The organism is Colwellia sp. F1, assembly GCF_056238625.1.
Window position 1 is genome coordinate 53945 of sequence record NZ_JBWDLI010000009.1, and the last position, 17112, is coordinate 71056.

Sequence of the window (17112 nt, forward strand, 5' to 3'; positions counted from 1 at the left end):
TATAAAACACAAGCAGTAAACTCATCACTCAAAGCTATTGATAATATGCGTTTACCGCTAAAAAGTATTAAAAAGTATCAATTAAAAACCTTGTGGGTTTTCTGACTGCCAGCGCCAAGTATCTTCAATCATGGTGTGTAAATCGCGCGTTGCCTGCCAATCAAGTAACTCTTTGGCTAAATCAGCGTTAGCATAAACTGTGGCTAAATCACCTGCGCGTCTGGGGACTATTTTATACGGTATTGCTTGGCCACTTATTTCTTTGAAGGTATTCACTATTTCAAGTACTGAAGTACCATTACCTGTGCCCAAGTTAATTGCTTTGCAACCTGATATTTTAGCTAAGTTTTGCAACGCTTTTACATGCCCTTGTGCTAAGTCGACCACATGGATATAGTCGCGGACACCTGTGCCGTCTGCTGTATTATAATCATCACCAAACACCTGTAATTGTGCTAAACGACCAACCGCTACTTGGGCAACATACGGCAATAAGTTATTTGGCACGCCGTTAGGGTTTTCTCCGATTAAACCGGAACTATGAGCACCGATAGGGTTAAAATAACGCAAACAGATAATCGACCAATCACTATCACTTTTTGCCAGATCAAACAAAATATTCTCAACCATCAGCTTCGTCTGTCCGTAGGGATTAGTCGCCGACGTTGCCATAGTTTCATTTAACGGTGAAACATTATCACCATAAACGGTTGCAGAAGAGCTAAACACCAGCTTTTTAACTTGGTGCTTCTCCATCACTTGCAATAAAGTAACAGTACCTGAAACATTATTTTGATAATAACTTAAAGGTTGTTCGTTAGACTCGCCAACCGCTTTTAAGCCAGCAAAGTGGATCACAGCATCAATATTGTGCTGGTTAAAAATGTTATCCATTGCCTCATAGTCACAAACATCGGCTTTAATAAAGGTAACGGTTTTATTGGTTATTTGTTTAAGTTTCTCAAGCACCACTGTGGATGAGTTTGATAAATTATCAACAATGATGATCTCTTGATTAACGCCTTTCGCCGCTGCTAAGGTTTGTAATTCAACCACGGTATGGCTACCAATATAACCTGTACCACCTGTTATTAATAAGCTCATGATCTTCCCTCTTTTATGTCAACTGCTATTTTTAGTACACCTAGTTATGAATGATAGTATTTTGTCACGCTATCAAAAAAAGTACCAAGCATTTCTACCGGCAGTGCATTAATGCCAGCAGCACCAGCGCGACCACCACCACTTGGAAAACTCGCACATAATTCCCCAGCTCCTTGCTTATTACTTAATGGTGCCCTAAGGCTAATAGTATAAGTGGCAGGGGCACCAGCGGTAGTGTCGTTTAACGTCACAACCACATGTGCTTTATTCGGGGCTGCATTGGCGAGTGCATTACCAAACACACCACTTACCCGTCTAGCCCAAGGCTCATCAGCTAATTGTACTGCAGTAAGTTGCTCATTATTAACAAGCACAATCGATTGCTCTGCTTGTGCCATATCCGCTAAATAAGCGCTTTTTAATTGATGAAAAACTGAACCCTCTTCATTAATTAAATCAAATGGATCAGCATAATTCGACAGTTGTTCTAATAACTGTGCTGGATGAAAGTGTAAGTCGTCAACACTACGGCCATAACCATTGTAATTAATATATATACCAAGCTCTTTTAATAAAGCTTGTTGTGCAATGCTAACCTTATATTCTTGGGCAAGCGCTTGGGCTGAGGCTGACATATTGTCCCCATAAGCCGCTGCAATAGCCCAGTGTACAAATTCATTGTTAAGGTAGTTATTCACCAATAAACTAGTACAAGTGTTGGCGCTAGTGTCAATTATTGTTGTTAATAGGTTCGATTGTGGCACCTCACCTGTTCTGTGGTGATCAACATAAAAAACAGGCACTTGGTTCTCAAGTAAACGCGTTAAAGCGACTGTGTTTTTTTCTAGCGATATATCGAGCACGGTAACTGATGTTGCTTTGTTTACATCAACCTGTGTCAGTAGGCTAATATCGCGTTTTACCCCTGTCACTAAAACTGACGCTTTAGGATGTGGCTTATACGCAGACAAGCGCAATTGTAATAAAGCGATAATGCCGTCAGCATCACCATTAAAAACATCATAATGCATCATCTACACTCGTTTTAGCTGGTTAAAGTTGTTAATAAAGTTTTGTCTACTGTAATAAAACCTTGTTGTACTAAGTAATGAATAATTTGCGCAGCACATTGTTGTATTGATTGCTCCGCTGTTTTTACATGTATTTCTGGATTTTGGGGTATGTCGTAAGCTGAATCAATACCAGTAAAGTCTTTAATTTCGCCGGCACGGGCTTTTTTATAAAGCCCTTTTGGATCACGCTGTTCACAGATACTAATGGGTGTATCTATAAAAATTTCAATAAATTCACTCGCAGCAAGCTTACTTCTTGCACTGGCTCTATCTTGGGTAAATGGTGAGATAAATGCGGTAGAAACAATTAATCCTGCGTCTAAAAATAACTTAGATACTTCGCCAATACGGCGAATATTTTCAATTCGGTCTTCGTCGCTAAAGCCTAAATCACCATTTAAACCATGGCGAACATTATCACCGTCAAGTAAATAGCTGTGACAACCTAGCTTAAACAATAAGGCGTCAACAGCATTGGCAACCGTTGATTTCCCTGAACCACTTAAGCCGGTATACCAAAGTAGGCAAGGCTTTTGTTTTTTTAAGTTAGCTCGCTGCTCTTTGGAAATATGTTGTTCATGCCAAACAGTATTGTCTGTTTTCATTGTCTACTCTTTTATGTAATAAGGTTAAAAAGAAAACACCAACGGGATCATCAGTAATACCGTAGCGCTGTATGTAATTGATATGGGTAAACCAAATTTAACAAAATCGCTTAATTGATAATTACCCGCGTTATACACCATAATATTAGTTTGATAACCATAAGGGCTTATAAAGCTACCACTGGCAGCAAACGCAACAGCCATAACAAAAGGAATGGGGTCAACTCCTAACCCTAAAGCAATATTATATGCAATAGGAAAAACCAGGGCCGCCGCCGCACTGTTGGTGATTAGCTCAGTTAATAATAACGTTAAAACAAATATCGCGACAAAAGCAATATAAGGACTACTACCATTAAGTAGTTGCTCTATGCTGGTGGCAATTACGGCTGCTACGCCGGTATTTTCAACAGCACTGGCGAGCGTTAATGCACCAAGCACTATCATCCAAATTTCCAAAGGAAATCGACGTTTAATTTCATTGACTGTTAATGCGCCACTAAAAACCAGTGCCGCGACATACACAAATAAACAGCTCAGTAACGACACCGGTGTAAATACTGATACAACAATTGCCGCAATAAAGCCCCAAATAGTGCCGTGGTCACGCCAGCCACTGAGCATATTAACAGCCTGATGCCCAGAAAGAATAAAAAAGTTTTTTGATAGGTTTGTTCTGCTAGCGAAATCTTGACCAACCGCTAATACTAAAAAGTCACCTGATTGTAAAACAATATCCCCGAGTTTACCCGACAACGCACTACCTTCTCGGCGAATAGCAACAACAGCTGCATCAAAGCGAGCACGAAAACCGGCTTTTTTTAAGGTTTTACCGGCAATCGCTGAATCATTTTTAATCAGTACTTCAGTTAAGTTATCGCGTAATAAATTATCTTGCTCGGCAAATAAAGTTAAGCCATCAAATTGCTGTAAGGTTAATACTTTCGAAATATCACCACTAAAAATCAGTTTATCACCCACTTGCAGGCTTTCATCGGGTGTAACTGGGGATATTAGTCGTCCGTGGCGAACAATTTCAACAAGAAACAAAGCATCTAAATTTCGTAAACCATTTTCTTCAATACTTTTACCAATTAACTTAGAGTCTACAGAAACCTCTGCTTCAAGTAAGTAATCTTGGGTCGATAGGTCACCTTGAGCCATATCAGGCAAGGTTCTCGCACGTAAAATAATAATGAATAAACAAAAAGACAGGGCAACTATCCCTATGGCAGTAAAGTCAAAGAAGTGAAAGCCATCAGCACCATGCTCTAGCATTAAACTATTAATAATAAGATTAGTAGAAGTGCCTACGAGGGTAAGGGTTCCCCCTAAGATAGCAGCGTATGACAAAGGTAATAGTAATTTACCGGCATTGATCAATTTATTACTTTTAACACTGTTAATGAGCGTTGCCACTACCGCGGTATTGCTCATTAAAGCAGAAGCTAAAGCGGTGCCAATAAATAATCGTAACATCGACCTTATTTTTGAGCCATTAAAAACACTATTGCTAAGCCGACGTAAAATACTAGTGCGTTCAAAGGAAAATGAACAAATCACCAGTAAAATTAAGGTTACTAAACCTGGGTTTACCGCGTTGTTAAGGATATCATCAACGTTAACAAAAGAAAGCGCTAAACAACCAAGTACAGTCACTGAAAAAACGCGCTCTGGTGCTTTTTGATATTTAAGAAGGCCGACAAATGTGGCGATAAACACCGCAATCATCAACCACTGCTGTATTGTCATGACCATCCTAAATTTAGCGCAAGTGAGTTAAGTCATGGCGGTAAGGCATTACAATCAATTACCGCCGACTTCAAGCGACAAAAATAATAATTTATTTACTAATATCGCGTGCGCCCCAGTGAGGGTACTGTTTACGAATTAAAGCATTTAATTCTAGCTCAAAGGTTGAATACTCATGAATTTTTTCATCAAGCGCATTATTGATCATGCCAGCACCGACAGTAATATGACTTAATCGGTCAATTATAATAAAAGCACCACTGCTAGGGTTGTCTAAATAGGCATCAAAATGTAGCGTTTCGCCAACAACAAAGTCCACTAAACCAATATCGTTAACCGCCAGTTGTGTGCTAGCAGACTTTTCCATAGTGTTTACATCATACTTGCTGACAATAGTTTGTGCATGACCTGTGGTCATTTTACTACCATGCTTAATATAATATTCACGCCCTGGCTCAAGTTCATTTTCATGCATCCAAACCACGGTCGCACTAAATTCTTTTGAAGAAACCGGCAAAGTATCTTTTTTAACAATCATTTCGCCGCGGCTAATATCTATTTCATCTTCTAGTGTCAAAGTAACAGCCATGCCTTTATCTGCACGCTCTAGGCTACCGTCAAAAGTAACAATGTCTTTTACCACGCTTTCTTTGCCTGATGGTAAAGCTACTATGGTATCGCCAATTAATACATGACCCGAAGCAATGGTGCCAGCAAAACCACGAAAGTCGAGGTTAGGACGGTTAACATATTGCACTTGAAAACGAAACTGCGTGAAATCATCCTGAGCTTTAACATCAATCGTATTGAGTAACTTCATTAATGTAGCGCCCGGATACCAAGGCATATTTTCACTTTCTTCGACAACGTTATCGCCATTAAGTGCCGATAACGGAACAAAACGGATATCAGAAAATGTGAGTGATTGTGTAAATTCACGGTATTCTTTTTTTATTTCTTGATAACGTTCTTGTGAATAGCCAACTAAGTCCATTTTGTTTACCGCAACAACAATGTGCTTGATACCCAATAATGAACAAATAAAAGAATGACGACGTGTTTGCGTTTGTACACCATAGCGGGCATCAATTAATATCACCGCAATATCACAAGTAGAGGCACCTGTTGCCATATTACGTGTGTATTCTTCATGTCCTGGGGTGTCTGCTATAATAAACTTGCGTTTATCCGTAGAGAAATAACGATAGGCTACATCAATGGTAATGCCCTGCTCGCGCTCAGATTGTAAACCATCAACTAATAAAGCTAGGTCGACTGCTTCACCTGTTGTCCCTGATTTTTTAGAGTCTTTTTCTATTGCTGCTAGTTGATCTTCAAAAATGACTTTTGAGTCATGTAGTAAGCGGCCAATTAAGGTACTTTTACCATCATCTACGCTACCACAGGTTAAAAAACGTACTAACTCTTTGTTTTCATGTTGTTTTAAATAAGCTTGAATGTCGTCTGCAATTAAGCCTGATTGATTACTCATAATTGTTACTTCCCAAGGGGTTAATTATCATTAAAAAAATAGTGTTAATAAAGGTTGGCTTAAAAATAACCTTCCATTTTTTTCTTCTCCATTGACCCTGCACTGTCATGGTCAATAACACGACCTTGGCGCTCAGAGGTTTTAGTTAACAACATTTCTTGAATAATCTCAGGTAACGTATTTGCCGTAGATTCAACCGCACCTGTTAACGGGTAACAACCTAATGTTCTAAAGCGCACACTCTTCATTTGCACTTCTTCACCACTCTTAATAGGCATACGGTCATCATCCACCATAATTAACGTGCCATCACGTTCAACTACCGGACGTTTCTCAGCTAAGTACAGTGGCACAATTGGAATACTTTCTAAATAGATATATTGCCAAATATCAAGCTCGGTCCAATTAGATAATGGGAAAACACGGATGCTCTCGCCCTTATTTACTTTGCCGTTATAAATATTCCATAATTCTGGACGTTGGCTTTTTGGGTCCCAGCGATGGTTTTCATCACGAAATGAGTACACTCGCTCTTTGGCACGTGACTTTTCTTCATCACGGCGAGCACCACCAAAAGCCGCATCAAAGCCATATTTATTAAGCGCTTGTTTTAAGCCTTGGGTTTTCATTACGTCGGTATGCTGCGCACTACCGTGAGTAAAAGGCCCTATGCCCATAGCAAGACCTTCAGGATTTTGATGAACCAATAGTTCAAAGCCATAATCTTTCGCCATTTGGTCACGAAAAGCGATCATCTCTTTAAACTTCCAATTCGTATCAACATGTAATAGTGGGAAAGGAATTTTGCCCGGAGCAAAAGCTTTACGAGCAAGGTGTAATAACACTGCAGAATCTTTACCTACAGAATACAACATTACTGGGTTGTCAAATTCCGCCGCGACTTCACGAAAAATATGAATAGATTCCGCTTCTAATTTTTTTAAATGAGTTAAATTCATTGCCAATACAAAAGTTGATAAATTGATGGGCTTATAATGCCATATTTCACCGGACATTTCTATATATCAAACAGGCTTTATAGAACTAAAAAGAATATGGAAAAACATTTTAATTTAATTATATAAACATAAAAAAACCAGCAAACAGCTGGTTTTTAAGTAAAAACAAGTAACATTATAAGGTTAATCGCCCTAAGTTATCTTTTATAATTTTGTCGCCAATACCTTTAACATTGACTAAATCATCGATCGATTTAAACTCCCCTATTTTTTCACGATGTAGCACTATTGCCTGCGCTTTTTTATGACCAATTCCTTTTAAGGTCACTAGCTGCTCAATTGTAGATTTATTTAAGTGTACCAACTGTTGTACCGTCTCAGCTTTGCTCACTTCTGCGACTGCAGCAGTGGCTAAATTGGTATGTAAAAATAAAATGGTCGTGAGTAGCGCACAGAAAAGTGCATTAAGTTTTAAGTTTTTCATAGTAAAATTCCTTGTAAATAATTCCGTTAAAAATTGAAACATTTATCGTGTTGATTAAATGTTCACCTTTAGGTTTAGGCTTAAAATAAATTTTTGTCAAATTCATTTAAAATTTTCCAAAAGTCGTTAAACTAGGTGATCATAACTTCGTACTATCATTTAAAGCACTCCATGAGCAAAAAAAGCTACTTACTGACGCCAATTTTAGCTAAAAATAAAACAAGCCCAACAACCAACAAAGTTGATAAAAAAACTTGGCATAACCTGCCAGGCTCAAGTGCTAGCATCGCCTTATACAATGGTGCGTTGGCAAGTGATGTACCTATATTACTATTAACACACGATACCCCGTCAGCGCTTAAGATAATGCAAGAGTTACAAAGCTTATCGCACGATAAAGATGCCTTATCACTTTGTTTATTTCCTGACTGGGAAACCTTACCTTATGATACCTTTTCTCCGCATCAAGATATTATTTCTCAGCGCCTAGCCACGCTTTATCAATTATCGCGCATGAATAAAGGCATAGTGGTTGTGCCGGTAACAACGCTGGCGCAAAGATTAGCACCAAAGCAATATTTGACAGCGAATAGCTTAATGATAAAAAAAGGGGATAAAAAAGATTTACATTTACTTCGGCAAGAATTAGAGGCAAGTGGTTATCGGTATGTTGAGCAAGTCATGGAACATGGTGAGTTTTCAGCTCGTGGCGCAATTTTAGATCTTTTCCCTATGGGCAGTAAAACCCCATTTAGGTTAGATTTTTTTGATGATGAAATAGACGAAATTCGCTTGTTTGACCCAGAAAATCAACGTTCAAGCGAACAAGTAGACCATATTCACTTGCTACCGGCACATGAATTTCCAACCGATCAAGCAGCGATCAGTTTATTTCGCAGCCAATACCGAGACTTATTTAAAAGTTCTATTAATAAAGAATCTATTTACCACCAGGTGAGTAACGGTATTCTTCCGCCGGGTATTGAATATTATCTACCGTTATTTTTCAAAAAATCAACGAATGAAGCGTTAATCGATGATGTTAACAGTACCAGTACGCTATGTGACTATTTAACGCCAGACACCTTAATTGCTATTTCAGGTGATATAGAAAAGTCGTTACAGCAATACTGGCAAGACATTGAATACCGTTATGAAAACAGACGTTACGACCCAACTCGGCCTTTATTACCCCCTGAACAACTATTTTTAAGTAAAGACGACCTATACTCTGCATTAAAACCTTTTGCTCGTATTACAATAAAGCCTTGTGAGCAAGACACACAACTAAGCTTAGAGACGAGCAATGACCTTAGTGTAAATGCCTCTGAAAATGTAACCGATAGCAAGCGCAAAGATGCCGCTAAAAATAAGTCGAGTGCTATTTACTTCGATGTAAAATCATTGCCTGATTTAACTATTGATCATCAATTAAAACAACCTTTTGAACTGATCAATAACTTTATTAAGGACAAAGAAACACCCAATAAAATTTTATTTGTTGCTGAAAGTCAAGGCCGTCGAGAAAGTGTTTTAGAGTTACTTGCACGTGATAATATCAAGCCAATTGTTTTTAAATCGATGGCAGACTTTCTTGAGTCAAATGACCCTTTAGGCATAAGTGTTAATGCGCTTAATCAGGGGTTTATCTTTCAAAATAATAGCAGCGCGAAGAAGAACGCTATTGCAATCATTACGGAAGCTGAGCTGTTAGGTGACCATGTTCGCCAGTCGAGGCGACGTAATAAATCTCAAGAAGTTGAAACGGATGCCATTTTCAAAAACTTAGCCGAGCTTACCATTGGCCAAGCTGTAGTTCACATAGAGCATGGTATAGGCCGTTATTTAGGGCTACAAACATTAGAAACTGGTGGCATAACAACAGAGTTTCTCATGCTCAGTTATGCTAACGACGCAAAACTCTATGTTCCCGTAGCTTCTTTACATCTAATTAGCCGTTATTCAGGGGCTGATCCAGAGCATGCCCCACTGCACAAACTAGGCACAGACGCTTGGAGCAAAGCTAAACAAAAAGCTGCAGAGAAAGTACGTGATGTTGCAGCAGAGTTGCTCGATATTTATGCTAACCGTGCAAGTAAAACAGGCCATGTATTTAAGCGTGATAAAGCTGATTACTCTGCTTTTTGTGACAGTTTTGGTTTTGAAGAAACCTTTGATCAACAACAGGCCATCAATGCGGTTATTAGCGATATGTTATCGCCCAAAACAATGGACAGGCTAATCTGTGGTGATGTTGGTTTTGGTAAAACCGAAGTGGCCATGCGCGCTGCCTTTGTTGCCGTAAACGATAATAAACAGGTTGCCATACTGGTACCTACTACCTTACTTGCCCAGCAACACTATGAAAATTTTCGAGATCGCTTCGCTAACTGGCCCGTGTCAATAGAAGTTCTATCACGTTTTAAAACAGCTAAGCAGCAAAATGAAGTGATCAAAAGCGTTGAGTCTGGACAAATAGATATTTTAATTGGCACCCACAAACTATTACAAAATAGCATTCAATATAAGGACCTTGGTTTACTTATTGTTGATGAAGAACATAGGTTTGGCGTAAAACAAAAAGATAAAATTAAACAATTACGCAGTAATGTCGACATACTGACCTTAACAGCTACGCCGATTCCGCGCACATTAAACATGGCGATGGGGGGCATGCGAGATTTATCTATTATCGCAACACCACCAGCAAAACGACTGGCTGTAAAAACTTTTGTCAGACAACATGACCAAGCACTTATTAGAGAAGCTATTTTACGAGAAACATTGCGTGGTGGTCAGGTTTACTACTTACATAACCATGTCGATACAATAGAAAAAACTGCTGCCGACATTCAAACACTTGTACCTGAAGCTCGTGTGGTAACCGCACATGGACAAATGCCTGAACGTGAGCTTGAGCGTATAATGAGTGATTTTTATCACCAGCGCTTTAATGTCATTGTTTGTACTACCATTATTGAAACGGGTATTGATATACCGAGCGCTAATACAATTATCATGGACAGAGCCGATCATTTAGGTTTAGCACAATTACACCAGTTACGTGGCCGTGTAGGCCGCTCGCATCATCAGGCTTACGCTTACCTGTTAACACCGCATGAGAAACGCATGACCAAGGACGCTAAAAAGCGTCTTGAAGCGATTGCTTCTTTAGAAGATTTAGGCGCAGGTTTTACCCTAGCGACCCACGACCTCGAAATACGTGGCGCAGGGGAATTACTCGGTGAAGATCAATCGGGGTCAATGAGTCAGGTCGGTTTTAGCTTGTATATGGAAATGCTGGATCACGCCGTAGCCGCGCTAAAAGAGGGTAAGCAGGTATCACTGAATCAAGTCACCGCCAAACAAACAGAAATAGAACTACGCTTAGCCGCCCTTATTCCCGAAGATTATATTTTTGATGTCAGTTTACGCTTAAGCTTATATAAGCGTATTGCTAGCTGTAAAAATAACAACCAACTCGATGATATTCAAGTTGAATTAATTGATCGTTTTGGCTTATTGCCCCAAGCAACAAAAAATTTAATACATATTGCCAAAATTCGCTTAAAAGCCCAGACTATCGGTATTTCACGTATTGAAGTAAGTGATCAGGGCGGTTCGATTGAGTTTAATGACGATACCAAGGTTGACCACATGTTGATTATTGCCCTCGTGCAAAAACAGCCAACAACCTATAAAATGATACCTCCTAACAAACTCAAGTTTAGTCAAAAAAGTGAAGGAGAGCAGGCAAGGTTTAATTTAGTGCGTAATTTATTAAATGATTTAACCACGCCAGCAGTAAAATAAAGCAGGTATATCAGTGAGTAAAATGATTGAATTAACATTGCTAGTAAAACTGCTTAAAATAGACTTAACTAAACCTAATGCCATTTAAATTAACCGGACTATTAATGAAAGTAAAATCAGTTTTTATCTATTCACTCTTTGCTTTTAGCTTTTCACAGCTAGTAGTCAGTACTGACGTTTGGGCTCAAAATAACGCTGAACGATGGTTTGAAATAGAAGTGATACTATTCGAGCAATTGGGCGATAAGGCGGCTTTTAAAGAACAGTTTGCAGACGATGTAAATCAATCTAACTTGCCTAATTATCCACAGTACTTTGACTTACTTGGCGCTTATATACAACCAGATTTAACCAGGATAAAACAGTTTATGCCACTTTGTCGTGACACAAACCTACAGGATGTACAACCGAAATTTTTACAGCCGCTCAAAAGTACTAATGCAAGCGTCGATGAACAACTGCAACACATAACAGGCCTAGCTGACTTAAATCTGTCTCATATTAACAACACCAAAAACAGCTCAGCATTGGCTTTACCAGAAGACATGAGTCAAATACTTTTCCCAAACGGTACTTTATGTGTTGACTCCCAACAGGAAATAGCTAGGTTATTCAACAAAGAGCAACGCGCTAAAATGAACATTAATACGATTAATGTCGGCGCCCTGCCAAGTAAACTCAATGCTGCAGGTTTACATAACCCAACAACCCCTTATTTAATTTCTGATGATTCACTCTTATTAGGTGATATTCGTCAACGGCTACGCTGGAGCAGAGAGTTTAGGCCTTTGCTACACTTTGGCTGGCGACAAGTGGGCCTAACAAGAACAAAGGCAATACCACTTAAATTATTTGCAGGACAACACTTAGCGTATGAATATCAGCAGGCATTCAATGATTACCAGCTTGCTATTGAGGCTGCACCATCACAAGAGCAAAGTTTACTGACACAATCAGGTTATACTCAAGGGATAATACCCGCAGGTGCCCCTGCTAAGGTAAAAAATGATACCGAACTCGTGCGTGAGCATCAGCTTGGTGAGAGAACAATAAACAAACAATTAAGCCATCAAGTAGTATATAAACAGCAAGCACTGAACCAGTTGTTTGCTCGCCTCGAGTCGTTTGAGCAAAGCTCACAAGATGAAAACACTATTAATAATATAGTAGATAGGTTGAGTGAGCAAAGTCTTGACACTATTTTATTTACTTCACAATCGACAACAAATCAGCCCCAAGCTAACAGAGGAAGCCCACCTAAAGCGCCGTTACAACCTTGGTTCCTAGATGGTTTTTTTAAAGTACATTTAGATCACTACCTATACATAACAGCTGACTTTAACGTGTTTAATCAAAACAACGCTAAAGCAATTATTGAACCGAGTGATAACGCTGACGTGAAGTTAATTAATTTCAAACAAAACAGACGTGTCATCACCGGAGAAATCCATTATTTTGACCACCCTTATATTGGTATGATAGTGCAAATAAGGCGCTTTGATCCTAGCAAACCCAAAGGCGAGCAGATCAGCCAAGCAATTAGATAAGAAGTTACTTTAAACAGTTAACGAACATAAGTAACTAAAACCGTATAAATGTATCCTAAGGAAAAACATGAACAAAGAAACTGAAATTCAAGCGGCTGTTTTTCGCCGTTTATTAGCCCATTTAGACAACAGAAAAGATGTACAAAATATTGAATTAATGAATTTAGCGGGTTTTTGCCGTAATTGTTTTAGTAAATGGACTGTCGAAGAAGCGCAAAAGCTCGGGGAGACTATAAGTATTGACCAAGCACGTGAGCAAGTATACGGTATGCCTTACAGTGAATGGAAAGAAAAACATCAAACACCTGCCACACAAGCGCAACTAGATAAATTTAACAGCAGTAATTAAAGGCTGCAGTTTACTTGTGCTTTTACTATGGTACGTTAGTATTAAACAATGTATAACATATAGACTTGGGTGCTTTACGGTTAAACAAAGTTTAACAAAACGTTTTAAAAGAAATAGTTTTAATCAATAAAATGCTCTTTCTTTGTTAAATATGGATATTGTTAATGAAAGCAGACTCTCATAAAGTACTTTTTTGTATTTTTACCTTAACACTAGCCATATTGGCTAGTGTTTACTATGCACTTTGCATCGAGCGCGACAACCTAAAACATCAGTATACTTTATTTTCAGCCTCTACACAGTTTAAGCTTGCAGTCAGCTCAACACACTTACACTTTACAAAAATCATTACCAGCCAAGAAAATATAGACAAGAAAACGCCTTGGCCTCCACTAAATAAATTACATCAGCAAGCGCAAGCAATACTTGATAAAAGTACTACCGAAGATGTTTTATCTTCAACACCAAGTCCCGCTAACTTACAGTTTCAACTTGATAAAACAATCACGAACATTAATCATGTTCGCCAAGTCATCAAAAAATACTGGTCGTCAACCGCCACAACTCGTCCCAATGTAGCACAACAAGTAAACCACGCTTTTTTAACCCTGATGATATCGGCCAACAGTATCGAGAACCTAATACAAAACGCTATTATTAACGATCTACAAACAATCAAATATATACAACTTTTATTAATCTTCTTTATTATCTTAGTAAGCGTTATCACTGCCAGTATACTCCTTCACTACAATACAAAGCAGCGGCTTTATATTAATGCATTAAAATTAAGTCGTGAGAATGCGAAAAAATCTCAAAACCAAATCATCAACGTGATTAATGGCGCGAAATTAGGGTATTGGGATTGGAATTATAAAACGAGTGAACATATTGTTAATGATCAATGGCTCGCAATTCTTGGGCTATCAAGAAAGGATATTAACAACCATATTAGTGACTGGGAGAATCTTATTCACCCTGATGACAAAAGAGTAATCCAAGCGATTGTTCAAGAACATATAAATGCTAAAACAACCTTCACTGTTGAATTTAGGATGAAACATGCAAACGGTAGATGGGTTTGGATCAAGGGCACTGGCGCTGTCGTTAAATATGACGAACACACGAATGAGCCACTTAGACTCTGTGGAACACATGATGAAATCACTAACCGTAAGCAAATTGAATTACGTGAAAAACATCACGCTTATATATTAGAACTAATTACCACTGACAAAGCATTGCCTGAATTATTAAATGCGATTGTACTGGGTGTTGAAGAGGCACACCCTACTATGCAGTGCAGTATTTTATTAGTAGATGAAGCGGGAAAACACCTGTTAACAGGGGCTGCGCCCAGCTTTCCAGATTTTTATAATAACACTGTCAATGGGGTAGAAATCGCTATTGGAGCTGGTTCTTGTGGTACAGCCGCTTATACCAATGAACGTGTGATTGTTGCTGATATTCAAAACCACCCTTATTGGCAACCCTATAAAGACCTGGCTAAAAAAGCAAACCTAGCAGCATGTTGGTCAGAGCCAATACGTTCTACGCAAGGCGATGTGTTAGGCACTTTTGCTATCTATCACAACAATATTCACCAACCAAGCGTTTCGGATATTGCCTTAATTGAACAATCAGCTAGCTTAGCGAGTATCGCCATAGAAAAAACGAGAGCAAATAGTGATTTAAAAGCAAGAGATAAACAAATGCAGCATGTTTTAGCCGGTGCTGAGTTAGGGTTTTGGGATTGGAATATACTGACAAATAAAGTTGAAAGAAATGAGCGTTGGGCCAGTATGCTTGGTTATACCTATCAAGAGATAGCACAAACCACTAACCAGTGGACAGACTTTATTCACCCTGATGATAGAGATAGGGCTTGGCAATCACTTAAGGATGTTATGGAAGGCCGGTCAAAGTCTCATAACATTGAATATCGTATGTTAACAAAAACAGGTGATATAAGGTGGATTCATGACCAAGCTAATGTTATGCAGCGCGACAGTAACAACAAACCACTGCGCATGAGTGGCATACATAATGATATAACAAGCCGTAAACTGGCAGAAGAAAAAATTAAGCTTGCCGCTAGTGTATTCACCTTTGCCCGAGAAAGTATTGTGATCACAGATCCTGAAGGCATAGTCCTAGACGTAAATGACGCATTTACCACTACAACAGGTTATAGCCGTGCCGAAGTTATTGGCGAAAACCCGCGTATACTGAAGTCTGGTAAACAAAGTGCAGAGTTTTATACTAAAATGTGGCAAACTCTACGCGCAGAAGGACATTGGCACGGTGAGCTGTGGAACAAACGCAAAAGTGGCGAAACATTTATTGAAATGAAAACGATTAGCGCCGTTCAAAATGAGCAAGGTGTGACAACACATTATGTTGCCTTAGGCAACGATATTACTGCAATAAAAGCACACCAAAAGCAATTAGAACACATAGCCCATTATGATGTTCTTACGCATTTACCGAACCGTGTTTTATTAGCGGATCGATTATCTCAAGCTATGTTACATTGCAGCCGAAATGAACAATCACTTGCTGTCGTATTTCTCGATTTAGACGGTTTTAAGGCTGTTAATGATACCCACGGGCATGATATGGGAGATGAGCTACTTATTGCCCTTGCTAGCCGAATGCAAAATGCCTTGCGCGACGGTGATAGTTTAGCGCGTATTGGCGGCGATGAATTTATTGCGGTATTAACAGATCTTCCCAATTTAACGGCAAAAAAGGACTGTGTGCCAGTTTTAAAGCGGCTGTTACTAGCCGTTTCTGATCCTATTACTATTAACAATACAGTAATAAATATATCCGCTAGTATCGGTTATACCCTTTACCCGCAAGATAATGTCAACTCGGATCAGCTGATGCGCCATGCTGACCAAGCCATGTATATCGCGAAAGGCTCCGGTAAGAACCAATACCATTTATTTGATACAGTGCAAGATGTTGCAGTGAAAGTGCAGCGTGAAAGCTTAGAGGCTATTCGCCGGGCATTAGATAACCAAGAGTTTACACTTTATTACCAACCCAAAGTTAATATGAGAACAGGTAAAGTTACCGGTGTAGAGGCACTTATTCGCTGGCAGCACCCCGAGCGAGGTTTATTAAAACCGATCGACTTTTTACCTATCATTGAAACCAACCCTATGATGATAGAGTTGGGCGAATGGGTAATCAATACCGCATTAATCCAAATTAGCCAATGGCAAGCAAGGGGATTAAACATCCCCTTAAGTACTAGTATCAATATTGCTGCAGTACAATTACAACAGCCTGATTTTACCCAGCGATTAACAACGCTTTTATCAGCACACCCCGAGGTTGATCCTCGCTATTTAGAGCTTGAAATACTAGAAACGAGCGCTTTAGATGACGTGCAACAAACATCAGCAACAATGAAAGCTTGCATGAAACTTGGGGTACAGTTTGCCTTAGATGACTTTGGTACAGGCTACTCCTCCTTAACTTACCTTAGGCGTTTGCCCGCTAATATCATTAAAATTGATCGAAGCTTTATACAAGACATGCTACAAGATTCTGATGACTTTGCTATTGTTGAAGGCGTAATAGCCTTAGCTAAATCTTTTAAGCGCGATGTGATTGCTGAGGGCGTAGAAACTGTTGAGCACGGCACAGCATTATTAGCATTAGGTTGTGATTTTGCCCAAGGGTATGGTATAGCAAAACCTATGCCTGCTAGTGACGTTCATCAATGGGTAAGCCATTGGAAACCTGATAAAAACTGGCAAACTTAACAGATACTAATTCATGTAAGCGGTTATTGTAATAGCGTTAAAGTGAACCTTAAACGCTATTATTCTTTTAACGCTAACCTGCTTTAATACAGTTATTTATAAAATACAAACCATAGTTAAAGTGCTCTTATTCTCGTACAAGAGCACTGGGCTTC

General features: G+C 39.1%; 11 protein-coding genes. 4 read left to right on the forward strand and 7 right to left on the reverse strand.

Going from position 1 to position 17112, the window contains the following annotated elements; genetic code table 11:
* Positions 1-81: 81 nt before the first annotated feature.
* The 7 genes from galE to AC0UA9_RS10125 form a co-directional block, all read right to left on the reverse strand.
* Complete coding sequence (galE, locus tag AC0UA9_RS10095) at positions 82-1104, reverse strand: UDP-glucose 4-epimerase GalE (RefSeq protein WP_475659683.1); 1023 nt, start codon at positions 1102-1104, stop codon at positions 82-84.
* A gap of 44 nt (positions 1105-1148) precedes the next feature.
* Positions 1149-2138, reverse strand: coding sequence for a DHH family phosphoesterase (locus AC0UA9_RS10100; protein ID WP_475659684.1), 990 nt, complete (start codon positions 2136-2138; stop codon positions 1149-1151).
* An 11-nt stretch (positions 2139-2149) separates the two neighbouring features.
* The gene (gene cysC, locus AC0UA9_RS10105; RefSeq protein WP_475659686.1) at positions 2150-2782 is read right to left on the reverse strand and encodes an adenylyl-sulfate kinase; all 633 of its coding nucleotides are present in this window, start codon (positions 2780-2782) and stop codon (positions 2150-2152) included.
* A 24-nt stretch (positions 2783-2806) separates the two neighbouring features.
* Positions 2807-4534, reverse strand: coding sequence for an SLC13 family permease (locus AC0UA9_RS10110; protein WP_475659690.1), 1728 nt, complete (start codon positions 4532-4534; stop codon positions 2807-2809).
* A gap of 91 nt (positions 4535-4625) precedes the next feature.
* Positions 4626-6026: a sulfate adenylyltransferase subunit CysN gene (gene cysN / locus AC0UA9_RS10115; protein ID WP_475659694.1), complete on the reverse strand. Its 1401-nt coding sequence runs from the start codon at positions 6024-6026 to the stop codon at positions 4626-4628.
* Between the two features lie 59 nt (positions 6027-6085).
* The gene (cysD, locus tag AC0UA9_RS10120) at positions 6086-6985 is read right to left on the reverse strand and encodes a sulfate adenylyltransferase subunit CysD (protein ID WP_475659886.1); all 900 of its coding nucleotides are present in this window, start codon (positions 6983-6985) and stop codon (positions 6086-6088) included.
* A gap of 175 nt (positions 6986-7160) precedes the next feature.
* Entirely contained in the window at positions 7161-7469 is a 309-nt protein-coding gene (locus tag AC0UA9_RS10125) for a ComEA family DNA-binding protein (RefSeq protein ID WP_475659697.1), read from the reverse strand.
* A gap of 171 nt (positions 7470-7640) precedes the next feature.
* Between AC0UA9_RS10125 and mfd the strand changes: the two genes are divergently transcribed.
* The 4 genes from mfd (at position 7641) to AC0UA9_RS10145 (ending at position 16957) form a co-directional block, all read left to right on the forward strand.
* Entirely contained in the window at positions 7641-11282 is a 3642-nt protein-coding gene (gene mfd / locus AC0UA9_RS10130) for a transcription-repair coupling factor (RefSeq protein ID WP_475659700.1), read from the forward strand.
* A 104-nt stretch (positions 11283-11386) separates the two neighbouring features.
* Entirely contained in the window at positions 11387-12829 is a 1443-nt protein-coding gene (locus AC0UA9_RS10135; RefSeq protein ID WP_475659703.1) for a CsiV family protein, read from the forward strand.
* Positions 12830-12896: 67 nt separating this feature from the next.
* Positions 12897-13178: a DUF1244 domain-containing protein gene (locus AC0UA9_RS10140; RefSeq protein ID WP_475659705.1), complete on the forward strand. Its 282-nt coding sequence runs from the start codon at positions 12897-12899 to the stop codon at positions 13176-13178.
* Positions 13179-13342: 164 nt separating this feature from the next.
* Complete coding sequence (locus AC0UA9_RS10145; protein WP_475659708.1) at positions 13343-16957, forward strand: bifunctional diguanylate cyclase/phosphodiesterase; 3615 nt, start codon at positions 13343-13345, stop codon at positions 16955-16957.
* Positions 16958-17112: the final 155 nt, after the last annotated feature.

Excerpts from the sequence above, each read along its gene's own strand:
- galE (WP_475659683.1), bottom strand. The coding sequence starts at position 1,104 with ATGAGCTTATTAATAACAGGTGGTACAGGTTATATTGGTAGCCATACC.
- AC0UA9_RS10125 (WP_475659697.1), bottom strand. The coding sequence starts at position 7,469 with ATGAAAAACTTAAAACTTAATGCACTTTTCTGTGCGCTACTCACGACC.
- cysN (WP_475659694.1), bottom strand. The coding sequence starts at position 6,026 with ATGAGTAATCAATCAGGCTTAATTGCAGACGACATTCAAGCTTATTTA.
- mfd (WP_475659700.1), top strand. The coding sequence starts at position 7,641 with ATGAGCAAAAAAAGCTACTTACTGACGCCAATTTTAGCTAAAAATAAA.
- cysD (WP_475659886.1), bottom strand. The coding sequence starts at position 6,985 with ATGAATTTAACTCATTTAAAAAAATTAGAAGCGGAATCTATTCATATT.
- AC0UA9_RS10145 (WP_475659708.1), top strand. The coding sequence starts at position 13,343 with ATGAAAGCAGACTCTCATAAAGTACTTTTTTGTATTTTTACCTTAACA.
- AC0UA9_RS10110 (WP_475659690.1), bottom strand. The coding sequence starts at position 4,534 with ATGACAATACAGCAGTGGTTGATGATTGCGGTGTTTATCGCCACATTT.
- AC0UA9_RS10135 (WP_475659703.1), top strand. The coding sequence starts at position 11,387 with ATGAAAGTAAAATCAGTTTTTATCTATTCACTCTTTGCTTTTAGCTTT.
- AC0UA9_RS10100 (WP_475659684.1), bottom strand. The coding sequence starts at position 2,138 with ATGATGCATTATGATGTTTTTAATGGTGATGCTGACGGCATTATCGCT.
- cysC (WP_475659686.1), bottom strand. The coding sequence starts at position 2,782 with ATGAAAACAGACAATACTGTTTGGCATGAACAACATATTTCCAAAGAG.
- AC0UA9_RS10140 (WP_475659705.1), top strand. The coding sequence starts at position 12,897 with ATGAACAAAGAAACTGAAATTCAAGCGGCTGTTTTTCGCCGTTTATTA.